15 protein-coding genes and 1 tRNA gene are annotated in these 15,397 nt (G+C 70.2%); 7 read left to right on the top strand and 9 right to left on the bottom strand.

Annotated features, from left to right (window positions below; all coding sequences use genetic code 11):
* The first annotated feature begins 5 nt into the window (after positions 1-5).
* Together NP095_RS04210 and NP095_RS04205 are read left to right on the top strand one after the other, a co-directional pair.
* A complete protein-coding gene (locus NP095_RS04210) occupies positions 6-1,520 on the top strand; it encodes a phytoene desaturase family protein (RefSeq protein WP_232417223.1) in 1,515 nt (504 codons plus the stop codon).
* A 64-nt stretch (positions 1,521-1,584) separates the two neighbouring features.
* Positions 1,585-1,660: transfer RNA gene (locus tag NP095_RS04205), tRNA-Lys, on the top strand.
* Positions 1,661-1,699: 39 nt separating this feature from the next.
* Here NP095_RS04205 and NP095_RS04200 read toward each other — a convergent pair.
* Positions 1,700-1,966, bottom strand: coding sequence for an acylphosphatase (locus NP095_RS04200; protein ID WP_232417224.1), 267 nt, complete (start codon positions 1,964-1,966; stop codon positions 1,700-1,702).
* A gap of 10 nt (positions 1,967-1,976) precedes the next feature.
* Positions 1,977-2,219 (bottom strand): helix-turn-helix domain-containing protein, encoded by a 243-nt coding sequence (locus NP095_RS04195; RefSeq protein ID WP_232417225.1) that lies wholly within the window; start codon positions 2,217-2,219, stop codon positions 1,977-1,979.
* Positions 2,220-2,295: 76 nt separating this feature from the next.
* Here NP095_RS04195 and NP095_RS04190 point away from each other — a divergent pair, with 76 nt between their 5' ends.
* The gene (locus NP095_RS04190) at positions 2,296-2,754 is read left to right on the top strand and encodes a MarR family winged helix-turn-helix transcriptional regulator (RefSeq protein ID WP_232417226.1); all 459 of its coding nucleotides are present in this window, start codon (positions 2,296-2,298) and stop codon (positions 2,752-2,754) included.
* Complete coding sequence (locus NP095_RS04185) at positions 2,751-3,056, top strand: hypothetical protein (RefSeq protein ID WP_232417227.1); 306 nt, start codon at positions 2,751-2,753, stop codon at positions 3,054-3,056. The genes NP095_RS04190 and NP095_RS04185 overlap by 4 nt, the downstream gene beginning before the upstream one ends.
* Before the next feature lie 4 nt (positions 3,057-3,060).
* On the opposite strand, the gene nhaA is transcribed toward NP095_RS04185, so the two are convergent.
* On the bottom strand, positions 3,061-4,311 hold the full coding sequence (nhaA, locus tag NP095_RS04180) for a Na+/H+ antiporter NhaA (protein ID WP_232417228.1): 1,251 nt from the start codon (positions 4,309-4,311) through the stop codon (positions 3,061-3,063).
* An 86-nt stretch (positions 4,312-4,397) separates the two neighbouring features.
* Entirely contained in the window at positions 4,398-4,871 is a 474-nt protein-coding gene (locus tag NP095_RS04175) for a PaaI family thioesterase (RefSeq protein WP_232417229.1), read from the bottom strand.
* Positions 4,872-4,909: 38 nt separating this feature from the next.
* Between NP095_RS04175 and NP095_RS04170 the strand changes: the two genes are divergently transcribed.
* From NP095_RS04170 to NP095_RS04160, 3 genes are read left to right on the top strand one after another with little or no spacing between them, the layout of a single operon-like run.
* On the top strand, positions 4,910-5,470 hold the full coding sequence (locus NP095_RS04170) for a TetR/AcrR family transcriptional regulator (RefSeq protein WP_232417230.1): 561 nt from the start codon (positions 4,910-4,912) through the stop codon (positions 5,468-5,470).
* A 4-nt stretch (positions 5,471-5,474) separates the two neighbouring features.
* Entirely contained in the window at positions 5,475-5,801 is a 327-nt protein-coding gene (locus NP095_RS04165) for a DUF503 domain-containing protein (RefSeq protein ID WP_232417231.1), read from the top strand.
* Positions 5,802-5,854: 53 nt separating this feature from the next.
* A complete protein-coding gene (locus NP095_RS04160) occupies positions 5,855-7,426 on the top strand; it encodes an SLC13 family permease (RefSeq protein WP_232417232.1) in 1,572 nt (523 codons plus the stop codon).
* Here NP095_RS04160 and NP095_RS04155 read toward each other — a convergent pair.
* From NP095_RS04155 to NP095_RS04135, 5 genes are read right to left on the bottom strand one after another with little or no spacing between them, the layout of a single operon-like run.
* Complete coding sequence (locus NP095_RS04155) at positions 7,383-8,603, bottom strand: MFS transporter (RefSeq protein ID WP_232417233.1); 1,221 nt, start codon at positions 8,601-8,603, stop codon at positions 7,383-7,385. The two genes, NP095_RS04160 and NP095_RS04155, sit on opposite strands and share 44 nt — an antisense overlap.
* Complete coding sequence (gene narI / locus NP095_RS04150; protein ID WP_232417234.1) at positions 8,600-9,364, bottom strand: respiratory nitrate reductase subunit gamma; 765 nt, start codon at positions 9,362-9,364, stop codon at positions 8,600-8,602. Before narI ends, NP095_RS04155 begins: the two co-directional genes overlap by 4 nt.
* A complete protein-coding gene (narJ, locus tag NP095_RS04145) occupies positions 9,364-9,990 on the bottom strand; it encodes a nitrate reductase molybdenum cofactor assembly chaperone (RefSeq protein ID WP_232417235.1) in 627 nt (208 codons plus the stop codon). Before narJ ends, narI begins: the two co-directional genes overlap by 1 nt.
* On the bottom strand, positions 9,987-11,648 hold the full coding sequence (gene narH, locus NP095_RS04140; protein ID WP_232417236.1) for a nitrate reductase subunit beta: 1,662 nt from the start codon (positions 11,646-11,648) through the stop codon (positions 9,987-9,989). The genes narJ and narH overlap by 4 nt, the downstream gene beginning before the upstream one ends.
* Positions 11,648-15,346, bottom strand: a complete 3,699-nt coding sequence (locus tag NP095_RS04135) for a nitrate reductase subunit alpha (RefSeq protein ID WP_232417237.1) — start codon at positions 15,344-15,346, stop codon at positions 11,648-11,650. The genes narH and NP095_RS04135 overlap by 1 nt, the downstream gene beginning before the upstream one ends.
* Positions 15,347-15,397 lie beyond the last annotated feature (51 nt).

Raw genomic sequence — 15,397 nt, 5'->3', positions numbered from 1 at the left:
GTGCCATGGCCGAACGCGTCGTCATCGTCGGAGCTGGACACAACGGACTCGTCGCCGCGGCGCTGCTGGCCCGCGCCGGGCACGAGGTGCTCGTGCTGGAGCGCCTGGACCGCGTCGGCGGCGCCGCCGTCAGCGCGCCGGCGTTCGACGGGTACGACGCGCGGCTCTCACGGTTCTCCTACCTGGTCAGCCTGTTCCCGCAGGCCCTGATCGACGAGCTGGGACTGGACCTCGAGCTCCGCTCGCGCGACACCGCGTCGTTCACCCCGTGGCAGCGCGACGGTCACGCGGGCGGGCTCCTCGTCGAGACGGAGCCGGGCGAGCCCACCCGGCAGAGCTTCGCCGAGCTGACCGGCGACGACCGCGCGTTCGACGCCTGGAACGGCTTCTACGACGAGGTCGCCACGCTGGCCGAGGCGCTCGCGCCGACCCTGCTCGAGCCCCTCCCCCACATCGGCGACATCCGCGACCGGGTGCCCATGGCGATCTGGACCGACGTCATCGAGCAGCCGCTCGGCACGGCACTGCGTCGCCGCTTCGACGACGACATCGTGCGTGGCGTCGTCGCCACCGACGCCCTGATCGGCACGTTCGCCTCGCTGGACGACCTCTCGCTCGTGCAGAACCGCTGCTTCCTCTACCACCTGATCGGCAACGGGACGGGCGAGTGGCGCGTGCCGGTCGGCGGCATGGGCGCCGTCACCGCCGAGCTGGCCCGCGTCGCCACGGAGGCCGGGGCGACGATCCGGCTGAACTCCGAGGTCGACGGGATCGACGTCAGCGACGTCGACGTCACGATCTGCGGCGACGGGTTCGTCGAGCGCGCCGATCGCGTCCTGGTCGGCACCGCGCCCTACGTCCTGGAGCGCCTGCTGGGGCACACGCCCGCGACCAAGCCGGCCGGCGCCCAGCTCAAGCTCAACATCCTGCTCTCGCGGCTGCCGCGGCTGGCGTCCGGCGTCGACCCGGCGGTGGCCTTCGCGGGGACCTTCCACCTCGACGAGTCGTTCGACCAGCTGCAGCTGGCATGGGCGACCGCCGCGTCCGGCGACCTGCCCGCGGCGACCGGCGAGTTCTACTGCCACACGCTGACCGACCGGTCGATCCTCGGACCGGACCTGCGCGACTCCGAGGCCCAGACCCTCACCTACTTCGGCCTGCACACGCCGCCGGGCGTCCTGGACGCGCCGGGCGCCAAGGACGCGGCGGTCGCCCAGGTCCTGGCCGCCCTCGACGCGCACCTGGCCGAGCCGATCGAGCCGCTCATCCTGGGGCTCGAGGCCAAGACGCCCTCGGAGATCGAGCACGAGCTGTGGATGCCCGGCGGGCACATCTTCCACGGCGACCTGGCGTGGCCGTGGCTCGAGGAGGAGGAGCATCCTCACACCCCGGCGCAGCGGTGGGGCGTGGCGACGGCGCATCCGCGGGTGCTGCTGTGCGGCAGCGGCGCCCGCCGCGGCGGCGCCGTCAGTGGAATCGGAGGCCACAACGCGGCTCGGGCGGTGCTGGACCAGGCATGAGGGGGCCCCGGATTTCACCCCCGGCGAGCGTATGCGGTAGTGTTGGTGATCGCGCAGCGCGTGAGCACCCCTAGCTCAATTGGCAGAGCAATTGACTCTTAATCAATGGGTTCTCGGTTCGAGTCCGAGGGGGTGTACCAACGAAGAAGGCCCCGGTTCGCCGGGGCCTTCTTCGTCTGTCAGCGGACGGTGAATCCGCCGTGCTCGGTGGGCGCGAGGTCGGAGGCGTCGACCGAGTCGACGTGGGCCCCCGGCGGCCCTTCGGCCATCCACTCCAGCACGGCGTCGACCTGCGCGGGCGCACCCTGCAGCTCCGCCTCGACGGAGCCGTCGTCGAGATTGCGCACCCAGCCCGTGACGCCGTTCTGCCGCGCGACCAGGCGCGTCGACCAGCGGTACCCGACCCCTTGGACCAAGCCCCGCACGATCACGTGGACACGCCTCATGGCTTCGACCTCAGGTGCCGCCGTACTGCTTGATGGCGCGACTGATGCTCGTGTGCGAGACGCCCACCTCGTCGGCGATCTCCTGGTAGGACATCCCGGCCTCGATGGCGGCGGCCAGCGCGACCGCCCAGTCGCTGCGGGCGCGCGCGATGGAGCGCTCGTATTCCGCCGTGGCGGAGTCGTACGCCTGACGGGCGGTTTGGAGGGCGCGCGGCACTGATTCGTCGTACTTGCGGCGGTGCCGGAAAGCCATGCAGTCAACCTACGACGGCATCGCGGAAGTCGCAGCCCGATGTCGTGAGTACACGAACAGTTCGTACACTGATGACATGAGCGAGCCCCGCAATCCCCTCTCGTTGGACGAGCAGGTGTGCTTCGCCCTCTCGGTCGCCTCGCGCACCGTGATCGGCTGCTACCGCGACGTTCTCGAGCCCCTGGGGCTCACCCACCCGCAGTACCTGGTCATGTTGGCCCTCTGGGAGTCCGACGGGCTGACCCTGCGCGGCCTCAGCGACGTGTTGCGGCTCGAGCCGGCCACCGTCTCCCCCCTGGTGAAGCGGCTCGAGGCGGCCGGCCTGGTGCGCCGCGACCGGCGCCCCGACGACGACCGGGCCTTCTCGCTGACCGTCACCCCCGAGGGGCGAGCGCTGCGCGAGCGGGCCCTGGACGTGCCGACCACGATGCTCGAGCGATTCGACATGGACGTCGCCGAGCTCGAGCAGGTCAACCGCCGGTTGCGCGAGCTGATCGAACGGGCCGACCACGCCCAGGAAAGGACCACGGCATGACCTCCCGCCTCCCGGACTCCTCGGAGGAGTCGCTCAACCTCGTCCGGCGCCGGATCCTGGCGATCACGTGGGTCGTCACGGCGATCCACGGGCTGTTCGGCACCCTCGGCGGGGCCTGGGCGCTGGGCTCGGACCGCCGGGGCGACCAGATCATCCTGCTGGTCGTGTCGGTGCCGTTGGCGTTCATCATCTTCGGCGTGACCCGGGTGATCCTCGACAAGAAGGTCTTCACGTGGCGCTCGCTGCCGTTCCTGCTGGTGCTGCTCGTGCCCACCGTGGCGGCGTTCTTCGTGCTCCTGTGAGCCGTCAGCGCTGGAACGCGTCGGGGATGCCGTCCCCGTCGTCGTCCGCGGACTCCTGCTCCTCGATGCGCCGGTAGTGCCGGTTGCGCGACCGCAGCACGATCGCGGCCAGCGCCGCCGCCAGCAGCGAGCCGCCGAGCACGCCGATCTTGACGTACTCCTCCAGGCTGTCGTCGACGAACGCCAGGTCGCCGATCAGCAGCGAGACCGTGAATCCGATGCCGGCCAGCATCGCGACCCCCACGACGTCGATCCAGCGGATGCTGGGGTCGAGCTGGGCCCGCGTCGTGGCCGACAGCAGCATCGAGCTGCCGACGATGCCCAGCGGCTTGCCCAGCACCAGACCCGCGACGATCCCCCACGTCACGACCGATCCCGCGGCCCCGGACAGCACCTCGCCCGAGACAGCGACACCGGCCGCGAAGAACGCGAAGACCGGCACGGCGAACCCGGTCGAGACCGGCCGGACCAGGTGCTCCATCCGCTCGGCGACGCTGTCATCCCCGCGCGCCGGGACCATGAATCCCAGCAGCACACCGGCGACCGTCGCATGGACGCCCGACTCGTGCATGAGCACCCAGGTGACGAGGGCCAGGGGGATCAGCAGCCACCACCAGTGGGGCGCGCGACGCACGACGAAGGCGAAGATCCCCAGCGGGACGACCGCCCCGACCAGCATCAGCAGGTCCACGGACTCGGTGTAGAAGACGGCGATGACGGTGATCGCCAGCAGGTCGTCGACGACCGCCAGGGTCAGCAGGAAGGTGCGCAGGGCCGCCGGCAGGTACGTGCCCAGCACAGCCAGCACGGCGACGGCGAAGGCGATGTCGGTCGCGGTCGGGATCGCCCAGCCGTGGGCGGTGCCGTTCCTCGCGTTGAACGCGACGAAGATCAGCGCCGGGGCGATCATGCCGCCCATGGCGGCGACGACGGGCAGCATCGCGCGCTTCGGATCCCGCAGATCGCCGGCGACGAACTCGCGCTTGAGTTCGAGGCCGACGACGAAGAAGAAGATCGCCAACAGGCCGTCCGCAGCCCAGTGCGCGACCGTCAGGTCCAGGTGGAGCGCCTCGGGTCCGATGCGCAGGGCCGCCAGGTCGAAGTAGGCGTCGGACCAGGGTGAGTTGGCCAGCACCAACGCGGCGACGGCGGCGACCAGCAGGATCGAGCCGCCGACGGTCTCGCGACGCAGGACGTCGGCGATGCGGGCGGTCTCGGGCCAGCTGCCGCGCGTGAACAGGCCAGGTGAGCTCATGGGTTTCCTTCAGGGGTCGGCAGCAAGGACGCCGACCAGACTTCCCGGCACACCTGAGTCCAGCCTATCCCCGAGCCGCGAGCGGCTCAGGAGTAGATCATGCAGGTGGTCGTGCCGTGTGCGACGAGCTTGCCGTCGGCGTCCACGACGCGGCCCTCCGCCGTGGCCGTGCTGCGGCCCAGATGGATCACCGATCCCGTCCCGATCAGCGTGCGACCGTCGACGGGCACCGTGCGGATGTAGTTGACCTTCAGCTCGAGCGTCCCGTACCCGACCCCGGGGCCCAGGCGCGTGTGCACGGCGCAGCCCATGACCGAGTCGAGCAGCGTGGCGCACGCCCCGCCGTGCAGGCTGCCCAGCGGGTTGGCGCCCGACGGCAGCGACCGCATCGAGAACGTGGCGGCGCCCTCGTCGAGCGACACCGACTCGAAGCCGAAGAGGTCGCCGATCACGGGCGGGCGCTGGTCGCGCGGCAGCGAGAAGGCGAAGCGCAGGAACTCCAGACCGGTCATCTGGGAGGCCGCGGCGAGCTGCTCGGCCGAGAGCGGGAGGTTCGTCATGCTGGTCACCATAGACCGATCGGTCTATCGTGACCAGCATGGGAACGTCGCGAGGTCCGCGCGAGCGTCTGCTCGACGCCACGATCACATCGCTGCGCCGCAGCGGGGTCCACGGAACCGGCATCGCCGAGGTCCTCGCCACCAGCGGCGCCGCCCGCCAGTCGATCTACCAGCACTTCCCCGGCGGCAAGGCCGAGCTCGTGGCCGAGGCCACCCGACGTGCGGGCGCCTACGTCACCCGCGGCGCGCCCGACGACCCCCACGAGCAGGTCGACCAGCGGATCGACTGGTGGATCGACCAGCTGCAGCGCCACGACTTCGCCCTCGGCTGCCCGGTGGCGGCGGCCGCCCTGGCGGGCTCGGACTCCCCCGACGTCGTCGCCGCGGCCGCCGAGGTGTTCGCCGACTGGTCCGCCCGGTTCGCCTCGCGCCTGGAGCGGGCGGGCGCCGACCCGCAGGCCGCCAAGACCCTGGGCCGGTTCCACGTCAGCGCGATCGAGGGCGCGGTGCTGACCGCCCGCGCCCTGCGCACCACCGAGCCCCTCGAGGACCTGCGCGCGATGCTGCACCGGCTCGTCGACGACGTCCTGCCAGACTGACGCCATGTGGGTGGGATGGATCGAGTTCGACCTCCGGCTCGGCGACGTGCACTCCCTCAAGGAGAAGCGCGCCATCGTCCGGCCGGTCGTGAACGAGCTGCGCCGCAGGTTCTCGCTGTCAGCGGCCGAGACCGACTCGGTCGACCTGTACCGCCGCGCGGGCATCGGCGGGTCGCTGGTGTCGATCGACCGCGCGCACGTCGTCGAGGTGCTCGACGCGGTCGAGCGCTGGATGGCCGAGCGGCCCGAGATCGAGATCCTCGAGGCCCACCGGCACCTGACGACGAGCGCCGACGACGAGGACGACCAGGGCGAGCTTCCATTCGCGTGATGCGCCGCTGTCTCCTACGTTGATGTGATCCAGGTCATGTCACAGGGGGCGTAGTGAGCGACACCGAGAAGAGACCCACCACCTACCGCACCTTCGACGAGGTCCAGGAGACGCTCAGTCCGGCCGAGCAGCGATTCGAGCGGATCAGGCGGACCACCGGGCTGTTCGCGGGACCCGTCGTCGGAATCGTCGTGTACTTCGCCTGCGGGGCGCTCGACGAGCCGGCGCAGCGCCTGGCCGGCGTCCTGGCGTGGGTCGCCGTCTTCTGGGTGTGTGAGGCCATTCCGATCCCCGTCACGGCGATGCTGGCGATGTCGCTGGTCATCGCGCTCGGCATCGCGGACGCCGACGACGTGTTCGGCGGCTTCGGCAACAGCACGATCTTCGTGTTCATCGGCGGCTTCATCCTGGCCGAGTCGATGAGCAAGCACGGCCTGGACCGGCGCTTCGCGTTCGGCATCCTCAGCCTGCCGGGCGTGGCCGCCTCGACGACGCGCATCATCGTCGCGTTCGGCCTCATCACCGCCATCCTGAGCGGCTTCGTCTCCAACACCGCGACGGCGGCCATGATGATGCCGATCGCCGCCGGCATCGTCGGGTTCATGGTCTCGGCGATGCGCCGGGCCGACGCGGACGCCGAGATCCACCCGGAGCGACTCCAGTTCTCGACGGCCCTGATGCTGATGGTCGCGTACAGCGCGAGCGTCGGCGGGCTGCTGACTCCGGTGGGAAGTCCCCCGAACCTGATCGGCCGCGCGTACCTCGAGCAAGAGCTCGACATCACGATCCCGTTCTTCCAGTGGATGGTGCTGGCTGCGCCACTCGTGCTGGTGATGTTCCTGGTCCTGTGCGTCGTGCTGATCCGGCTGAACAAGCCCGAGGCCAAGCACGTCGAGGGCGTCGAGGACTACATCTCCGAGGAGCGCTCGAAGCTCGGCGCGATGGGCGCCGGCGGCCGCAACACCCTCATCGCGTTCGGTGTCGCCGTCACCTTGTGGGTGCTGCCGGGCGTGGTCGGTCTGGCCACGGGCGGTGAGTCCGACACGTACGACTGGCTGCTGGAGCACCTCAACGAGGGCGCGGTCGCGATCTTCGCCGCCTCACTGCTGTTCCTGCTGCCGGTGAACTGGGGCCGGCGCCAGTTCACCCTGACCTGGAACGACGCCGTCACGATCGACTGGGGCACGATCATCCTGTTCGGCAGTGGCATCGTGCTCGGCGGGCTGCTGTCCTCCACCGGCCTGGCCGAGACGATGGGCACCTCCCTGTCCGGCCTGCTGGGCACCGACACCCTGGTCGGCATCACGATCCTCGCGACCGTCATCGCCGTGGTGATCAGCGAGACCACGAGCAACACCGCCAGCGTCGTGGTGGTCGCGCCGATCGCCGCACAGCTGGCGCTGGCGGCCGACGTCAACCCGGCGGTGCCCGTCATCGCGGCGATCTTCGGCGCCTCGTTCGGGTTCATGCTGCCGGTGTCGACGCCTCCGAACGCGATCGTCTACGGCACCGGCATGGTGCCCATCACCCGCATGCTGCGCTCGGGCATCGTGTTCGACGTCCTGGGCATCATCATCATCGTCACGGGCGTGACGCTGATGGCGAACCTCCTCGGGATCGGCTGATCCCCCACTGGGAGAACACCAGCGCCGCGAGCGCGACGAGCATGAGCAGCCCGAGGCCGATCGTGTAGCTGTGGTCCTGCTCGTTGTAGGTCGCGCCCATGACCAGCGGCGGGAAGAAGCCGCCCAGGCCGCCGGCCGCGCCGACGATGCCGGTCACGCTGCCGACCCGCTCGGCGGGCGCCAGCTGCGCGACCCACGCGAAGATCGATCCGGTGCCCAGTCCCAGGAAGATCGCGAGCAGGACGAAGGACGCGCCCGCCGGGATCTCGGGCTCGGGCTGCAGGGCGACGACGCCGGCCATCACGACGGTGCCGGCGAACGAGACCGCGGTGATCACCTTGGGTCCGACCTTGTCCGACAGGACGCCACCGAGGGGACGCGCCGCCACGGCGGCCACCGCGAACCCGGCGGTGCGCGTCCCGGCTGCCGAGAGGTCGAAGTCGTACACGTCCTTCAGATAGGTGGGCAGGTACGTCGAGAACGCGACGAATCCGCCGAACGCCACGGCGTACAGGAAGGACAGCTGCCAGGTGACCGGCAGCTTCGCCGCGGCGACCAGCTTGGGCACCACGGAGTCGCTGCTGGGCGCCCACGCCGGTGAGTCCCGCATGCCGATCCACGACAGGGCCGCCACCGCGACCAGCACGGCCGCCACGATGCCGTGCGTGGCGCCGTACCCGAACCAGTCGACGAACCGGGGTGTGAAGAACGCCGACAGTGCCGTCCCGCCCATGCCCGCGCCGAAGACACCCGTGGCGAAACCGCGTCGCGGCTTGTCGAACCACGCGTTCACGAACGGGATGCCGACCGCGAACGTCGTGCCGGCGATGCCGAGGAAGAAGCCGAACACCAGCAGCAGCGCGTAGGACCCCTGGTCCCCCGCGAACGCGACCAGCAGCACGAACGGCGCCGAGATCAGCAGCAGCACCGTGAACATCACCCGGCCGCCGTACCGGTCGGTCAGCGCACCTGCCAGGATCCGACCCACCGACCCGACGAGCACGGGCGTGGCGACGAGCAGCGACTTCTGGCCCGACGACAGGTCGAGCTGGTCGGCGTATCGGACCCCCAGCGGGGCGATCACGTTCCACGCCCAGAAGCTCACGGCGAAGGCCAGGGTCGCCAGGGCGAGGTTGCGGCCGCGGCCGGCCGCCAGCGCCTGCTGCTGATCACTCATCGGATTCTCCGTCCGGTCGTCTTGTCCGGGGTCCCGATCGGGTCCCAGCCGCGGCGGATGGGGCGGGTCCCGACGGTGGGGCGCGCGTCCCGGCTGCGGTACACGATGTATGGCCGGAACAGGTAGTGCACGGGCGCCGTGAAGGCGTGGACCAGGCGGGTGAACGGCCAGATCGTGAACAGCAGCATCCCGAGCAGGGTGTGGATGTGGAAGCTCAGGGGCGCCGCGGCCATCGAGTCGACGTCGGGCTGGAGCACGAAGATCGAACGGAACCACGGCGAGACCGTCTGGCGGTAGTTGTACGACTCGGCGTCGCCCGCGCCGACCGAGGCCAGCGTGGTCCACAGCCCCAGCACGATGGCCCCGACCAGCACGACGTACATGACCTTGTCGTTGGCGGTCGTGGCCATGAAGACCGGGCCGGTGGTGCGGCGTCGCCAGATCAGCAGGAGCACGCCGGCGAGGGTCGCGATGCCCGCGATCGAGCCGAGCAGCAGCGCCTGGGCGTGGTAGGCGCCCTCGGTGACGCCGATGGCCTCGGTCCAGCTCTCGGGGATCACCAGGCCGATGAAGTGCCCGATCACGACCACGAGGATGCCGAAGTGGAACAGCGGCGACCCGATGCGCAGCAGCCGGGACTCGTACAGCTGGGAGGACCGCGTGGTCCACCCGAACTTGTCGTAGCGGTAGCGCCAGATCGTGCCGCCGATCAGGACCGCCAACATCACGTACGGCAGGACTCCCCACAACACGACGTCCATCAGCGTGCCCCTTCCGCCAGCGGCAGGAGCCGCGGATCGTACGGCTCGAGACCGACGGTCTCGGCCGGCTGCACGGGCCCGGCCAGGGCCATGGCCTCGGTCCGGGTCCTCGGCGACGCTCCGGGCAGCGTGGCGCACACGGCACGCACGGCCCCGGCCCACGGCGACTCGTGGTCCTCCAGCTCGATGCGCAGCATCTCCAGGCTCGCGCGGTACCGCTGCAGCAGTGCCGTTCCCGCCTTCGGGTCGACGAGCGCCGCGAACTCCAGCACGACGGGCAGGTGGTCGGGCAGCTCACCGTCGAGGCGCACCACCATCCCGCTGTCGCGGTACACCTGCTTGAAGGCCGCCAACACCTCGCCGCGACGCCGCGTGTCCCCCTCGGTCCAGTACGACAGGTGCAGCGCGTGCCGCCGGTTCAGGTCGAACGTCTCGACGTAGTCGTTCCGCAGCTGGGCGGGCGGGGTCCGGGCCAGCCAGGCCAGGACGGCCTGCATCTCGCGCACCGCCGGGTCGGCGGGCTGCTCCCCCAGGGCGGAGGTCAGCTCGGGCAGGGCCGCCAGCACCTCGTCGTGGGGATACGACAGGACCCACGAGGCGATCTGGTGCACGATCCGTGCGCTCATCGGTCCCGCTCCCCTTCCGGGAAGAGACCGGTCGGCCGCCCGTTGCCGTCCCAGTTCAGCAGGTTGACCCGGTCGCGCATGTTCTGGTTGCCGGCCACGGAGTTGGACTCCTGGCGGTCCTTCAGCGCGTGGAAGGTCTCGACCGCCACCGGCGTCGGGGTGCCGCTGGCCTCGCCGAACGGACCCGAGCCGCCCATGCCCGGCCCGTCGTCGAAGTCCAGCGAGCAGCCCAGCTCCTCGAGGTCGTGCGCCTTCTCGGCGTGCGCCGTCGGGATGACGTAGCGCTCGTCGTACTTCGCGATCGCCATCAGCCGGTACATCTCGTACATCGACTCCTCGCTCATCCCGACGGCCTCGGGAATCGAGGCGTCGCTCTCGCGGCCGAGGTTGATGTCGCGCATGTACGCCCGCATGGCGCCGAGCTTGGCCAGCACGTCCGAGACGACCTTCGTGTCCCCGGCGGTGAACAGCTCGGCGAGGTACTCGATCGGGATGCGCAGCGCGTCGATCGCGCCGAACAGCGTGCCGGCCTCCTCGCTGTCGTGGCCCTGGTCGCGCAGCAGGTCGACGATCGGCGACAGCGGCGGGACGTACCAGACCATCGGCATCGTCCGGTACTCCGGATGCAGCGGCAGGGCGACGCGGTACTTCTTCGCCAGCGCGTACACCGGCGACCTCTGGGCGCCCTCGAGCCAGTCCTCGGCGATGCCCTGCTCACGGGCGGCGCGGATCACCTCGGGGTCGTTCGGGTCGAGGATGATGTCCAGCTGGGCCTCGTAGAGGTCCTTCGGGTCGGGGACCGAGGCCGCCGTGGTGACGGCGTCCGCGTCGTAGAGGTACAGCCCGATGTAGCGCAGCCGGCCCACGCAGGTCTCGGCGCAGACCGTCGGGATCCCCACCTCGATCCGCGGGTAGCAGAAGGTGCACTTCTCGGCCTTGCCCGACTTGTGGTTGAAGTAGATCTTCTTGTACGGACAGCCCGTGATGCACATGCGCCAGCCGCGGCACTGGTCCTGGTCGACCAGGACGATGCCGTCCTCCTCGCGCTTGTAGATCGCGCCCGACGGGCACGAGGCCATGCACGACGGGTTGAGGCAGTGCTCGCAGATCCGCGGCAGGTAGAACATGAAGGTCTGCTCGAACTCGAACTTGATCTTGTCCTCGCTCTCGCGCCGGACCTTCTCGACGATCGGGTCCAGATCGCCCATCTCGCTGGTGCCGCCGAGGTTGTCGTCCCAGTTCGCCGACCACGTGATCGCGGTGTTCTCGCCGGTGATCAGCGACTTGGGCCGCGCGACCGGGAAGTCGTCGCCCAGGGGCGCGTCGATGAGCATCGAGTAGTCGTACGTCCACGGCTCGTAGTAGTCGCTGAGCTCGGGCATGACCGGGCTGGCGAAGATCCCGAACAGCCGGCGCAGCCGGCTGCCGGTCTTCAGCTGCAGGTTGCCCCGTCGCAGCTCCCACCCGCCGCGCCACTTCTCCTGGTCCTCGTACCGCCGCGGGTACCCCTGACCGGGACGCGTCTCGACGTTGTTGAACCACACGTACTCGGTGCCCGCGCGATTGGTCCACGCCTGCTTGCACGTGACGGAGCACGTGTGGCAGCCGATGCACTTGTCGAGGTTCATCACCATGCCCATCTGGGCCATGACTCGCATCAGTAGGTCACCTCCTGCGACCGGCGACGGATCGTCGCGATGTTGTCCCGCTGATTGCCCGTCGGGCCCAGGTAGTTGAAGGCGTAGGACAGCTGGGCGTAGCCGCCGATGAGGTGGCTCGGCTTCACCAGGACGCGCGTCACGCTGTTGTGGATGCCGCCGCGGCGACCGGTCGCCTCGGACTTGGGCACGTCGATCGTGCGCTCCTGGGCGTGGTGGACGTAGGTGACGCCTTCGGGGATGCGGTGGCTGACGATCGCGCGGCACACGAACACGCCGTTGGGGTTCACGCACTCGATCCACTCGTTGTCCTTCACGCCGATGGCCTCGGCGTCCTCGCGGCTCAGCCAGGCCGTGGGGCCTCCGCGCGAGAGCGACAGCATCAGCAGGTTGTCCTGGTACTCGGAGTGGATCGACCACTTGTTGTGCGGCGTCAGGTAGCGCACCGTGATCTCGCGGTCGCCGTTCGGGCCGAGCCGGGGTCCGCCGAACAGCCGGCTCATGTCCAGCGGTGGCCGGTACACCGGCATCGCCTCGCCGAGGTCGCGCATCCAGTCGTGGTCGAGGAAGAAGTGCATCCGTCCCGTGAGGGTGTGCCAGGGCTTGAGCCGCTCGACGTTGATCGTGAACGGCGAGTACCGCCGCCCGCCCGTCTCCGACCCCGACCACTCCGGCGAGGTGATCACGGGCTGGGGCGCCGTCTGCGTGTCGCGGAAGGTGATGCGCCTGTCGCGCGCCCCTTCGGCGAGGTCGGCCAGCGGCTTGCCCACCCGCTTCTCCAAGGTGTGGAACCCCTGCACCGCCAGCTCGCCGTTCGTGGTGCCCGAGAGTGCCAGGATCGCCTCGGCCATCTTCGCGTCGGTGTCGATCGCCGGGCGGCCGGCCGCGGCGCCGCGGTCGAACACACCTCCGGACCTCGCGAGGATGTCCAGGGCCTCCTTCAGCTCGAAGGTCACGTTCTTGACGCCCAGCCCGAGTCGGTCGGCCAGCGGTCCGATGGCGGCGAGCTTCTCGGCGACCGCCGTGTAGTCGCGCTCGATGACGTGCAGGGCCGGCATCGTCTTGCCCGGTATCGGCTCGACGTCGCCGTGCTTCCAGTCCCGGACGACTCCCCCGGGCTGCGAGGTCTCACCCGGGGTGTCGTGCTGCATCGGCACGGCCACGATGTCCTTGCGGACCCCCAGGTGCGTCTTGGCCAGCTCGGCGATCTTGCGGGCGACGTGGTGGAACATCTCGAAGTCGCTCTGGGTCTCCCACGGCGGGTCGATCGCGGGCGTGAACGCGTGCACGAACGGGTGCATGTCGGTCGCGGACAGGTCGTACTTCTCGTACCAGGTCGCCGCCGGGAAGACGATGTCCGACAGCAGGGTCGTCGAGGTCATCCGGAAGTCGGCGGACACGAGCAGGTCGAGCTTCCCCTCGGGCGCCTCCTCGCGCCAGGTCACCTCCTGCGGCCGCACCGCGGGGTCCCCGTCGACCGCCGTGGCATTGGAGTGCGTGCCCAGCAGGTGCTTGAGGAAGTACTCGTTGCCCTTGGCCGACGAGCCGAGCAGGTTCGACCGCCACAGCGTCAGGGTCCGCGGCCAGTTCTCGGGCGCGTCGACGTCCTCGATCGCGAAGTGCAGCGAGCCGTCCTTCAGCCGCTGCACGACGTACTCGTTGACGTCCGCGGCCGTCCCCGCGTCCACCGCGGCCTGCGCCTCGTCGGCCAGGTCGAGCGGATTGCGGTCGAACTGCGGATAGAACGGCATCCATCCCAGGCGCGTGGACTGGGCGATGGTGTCGGCGGTGTGCATCCCGGCGAGGTGGCCCTCGGCCAGCGGCGAGGCCAGCGCGTCGGCCCGGTAGCCGTCGGACCGCCACTGGTCGGTGTGCATGTACCAGTACGAGGTGCCGGTCATGGTGCGCGGCGGACGGCTCCAGTCGAGGTTGTTGGCCAGCGAGATCCAGCCCGTGATCGGCCGGCACTTCTCCTGGCCGACGTAGTGCGCCCAGCCGCCGCCGTTGCGCCCCATGCAGCCGGTCAGCATCAGCATCGACAGGATCGCGCGGTACGTCGCGTCGCCGTGGAACCACTGGCACACGCCGGCGCCCAGGATGATCATCGAGCGGCCGCCGGACTCCTCGGAGTTGACCGCGAACTCGCGGGCGACGCGGATGCACGCCTCGGCGGGGACGCTCGTGATCTCGGCCTGCCACGCGGGGGTGTACGGGGTCGACGCGTCGTCGTATCCGGTCGGCCACTGACCCGGCAGGCCCGGACGACCGACGCCGAGCTGGGCCAGCATGAGGTCGAACACCGTCGTGACCAGCCGCCCGGCCACCCGGGTGACCGGAACGCCGCGGCGCAGCACCTCGCCCTCGCCGGAGATGCCGGCGAACGACGGCAGCAGCACCTCCGCGGACTCGGCCGGCACGTTCGCCTCGCTCAGGGTCAGCGCGGGCACGACCCCGTCGAGGTCGAGGTTCCAGCGGCCCTCGCCGGACTCGGCGTACCGGAAGCCCAGCGAGCCGTTCGGCACGACGGCCTCACCTGTCGCGGCGTCCAGGAGCACCGTCTTCCAGGCCCCCTCGGCCGCCGTGTCCCCCAGGTCGGCCGCCGTCAGGAACTTCCCCGGGACCAGACCGCCGTGCTCCGTGTTCTCCGTGAGCGTCACCAGGAACGGCAGGTCGGTGTACTGGCGCGTGTAGTCGACGAACATCGGCACGCGGCGCTCGACGAAGAACTCCTTGAGGATGACGTGGGTCATCGCCATGGCGAGCGCGCCGTCGGTGCCCGCCTGCGCCGGCAGCCACTCGTCGCCGAACTTCGTGTTGTCCGCGTAGTCGGGGCTGATCGCGATGACCTTCGTCCCCCGGTACCGGACCTCGGCCATCCAGTGCGCGTCCGGCGTCCGGGTGACGGGCACGTTCGAGCCCCACATCATCAAGTAGGTCGCGTCCCACCAGTCGCCCGACTCGGGCACGTCCGTCTGGTCGCCGAAGACCTGGGGGCTGGCGACCGGCAGGTCGGCGTACCAGTCGTAGAACGACGTCATCGCGCCACCGAGCAGGTGCGTGAATCGGGCCCCCACCGCGTGCGACACCATCGACATCGCCGGGATCGGGCTGAACGTGGCGATGCGGTCCGGCCCGTGCTCCTTGATGGTGTGCACCTGCGCGGCGGCGGTCATCTCGACCGCCTCGAGCCAGTTGGTGCGCACGAACCCGCCCTTGCCGCGCGCCTGCTGGTAGCGGCGGCGGCGCTCGGGGTCGCTCATGACGTCGCCCCAGGCCAGGACGGGATCGCCGAGCCGCTCCTTGGCCTCGCGGTACATCTCCAGCAGCACGCCGCGGGCGTACGGGTACCGCACCCGGGTCGGCGAGTAGGTGTACCAGGAGAAAGCAGCGCCCCGAGGACAGCCGCGCGGCTCGTACTCGGGGCGATCGGGTCCCACCGACGGATAGTCCGTCTGCTGGGCCTCCCACGTGATGATCCCGTCCTTGACGTAGACCTTCCAGGAGCAGGACCCGGTGCAGTTCACGCCGTGGGTGGATCTGACCACCTTGTCGTGGCTCCAGCGGTCTCGGTAGAAGACGTCGCCGCGGCGGCCCCCCTCGCGGAAGACGGCCCGCCCGTCCTCCGTCTCGTCCCATCGGGTGAAGAACCGCCCGGTTTTGAGCAGGGCCGTGGACGCGGGGCCATCGAGCTTCGCCATGATTCAATGAAGCGCGTGAGTTGAGTCACATGCAAGTGCTGGCCGCCATGG

The organism is Aeromicrobium duanguangcaii, from assembly GCF_024508295.1.
Classification (GTDB): domain Bacteria; phylum Actinomycetota; class Actinomycetes; order Propionibacteriales; family Nocardioidaceae; genus Aeromicrobium; species Aeromicrobium duanguangcaii.
This window is presented reverse-complemented; position numbering and strand designations above follow the sequence as displayed.

Excerpts from the sequence above, each read along its gene's own strand:
- NP095_RS04210 (WP_232417223.1), top strand. The coding sequence starts at position 6 with ATGGCCGAACGCGTCGTCATCGTCGGAGCTGGACACAACGGACTCGTC.
- NP095_RS04200 (WP_232417224.1), bottom strand. The coding sequence starts at position 1,966 with ATGAGGCGTGTCCACGTGATCGTGCGGGGCTTGGTCCAAGGGGTCGGG.
- NP095_RS04195 (WP_232417225.1), bottom strand. The coding sequence starts at position 2,219 with ATGGCTTTCCGGCACCGCCGCAAGTACGACGAATCAGTGCCGCGCGCC.
- NP095_RS04190 (WP_232417226.1), top strand. The coding sequence starts at position 2,296 with ATGAGCGAGCCCCGCAATCCCCTCTCGTTGGACGAGCAGGTGTGCTTC.
- NP095_RS04185 (WP_232417227.1), top strand. The coding sequence starts at position 2,751 with ATGACCTCCCGCCTCCCGGACTCCTCGGAGGAGTCGCTCAACCTCGTC.
- nhaA (WP_232417228.1), bottom strand. The coding sequence starts at position 4,311 with ATGAGCTCACCTGGCCTGTTCACGCGCGGCAGCTGGCCCGAGACCGCC.
- NP095_RS04175 (WP_232417229.1), bottom strand. The coding sequence starts at position 4,871 with ATGACGAACCTCCCGCTCTCGGCCGAGCAGCTCGCCGCGGCCTCCCAG.
- NP095_RS04170 (WP_232417230.1), top strand. The coding sequence starts at position 4,910 with ATGGGAACGTCGCGAGGTCCGCGCGAGCGTCTGCTCGACGCCACGATC.
- NP095_RS04165 (WP_232417231.1), top strand. The coding sequence starts at position 5,475 with ATGTGGGTGGGATGGATCGAGTTCGACCTCCGGCTCGGCGACGTGCAC.
- NP095_RS04155 (WP_232417233.1), bottom strand. The coding sequence starts at position 8,603 with ATGAGTGATCAGCAGCAGGCGCTGGCGGCCGGCCGCGGCCGCAACCTC.
- narI (WP_232417234.1), bottom strand. The coding sequence starts at position 9,364 with ATGGACGTCGTGTTGTGGGGAGTCCTGCCGTACGTGATGTTGGCGGTC.
- narJ (WP_232417235.1), bottom strand. The coding sequence starts at position 9,990 with ATGAGCGCACGGATCGTGCACCAGATCGCCTCGTGGGTCCTGTCGTAT.
- narH (WP_232417236.1), bottom strand. The coding sequence starts at position 11,648 with ATGCGAGTCATGGCCCAGATGGGCATGGTGATGAACCTCGACAAGTGC.
- NP095_RS04135 (WP_232417237.1), bottom strand. The coding sequence starts at position 15,346 with ATGGCGAAGCTCGATGGCCCCGCGTCCACGGCCCTGCTCAAAACCGGG.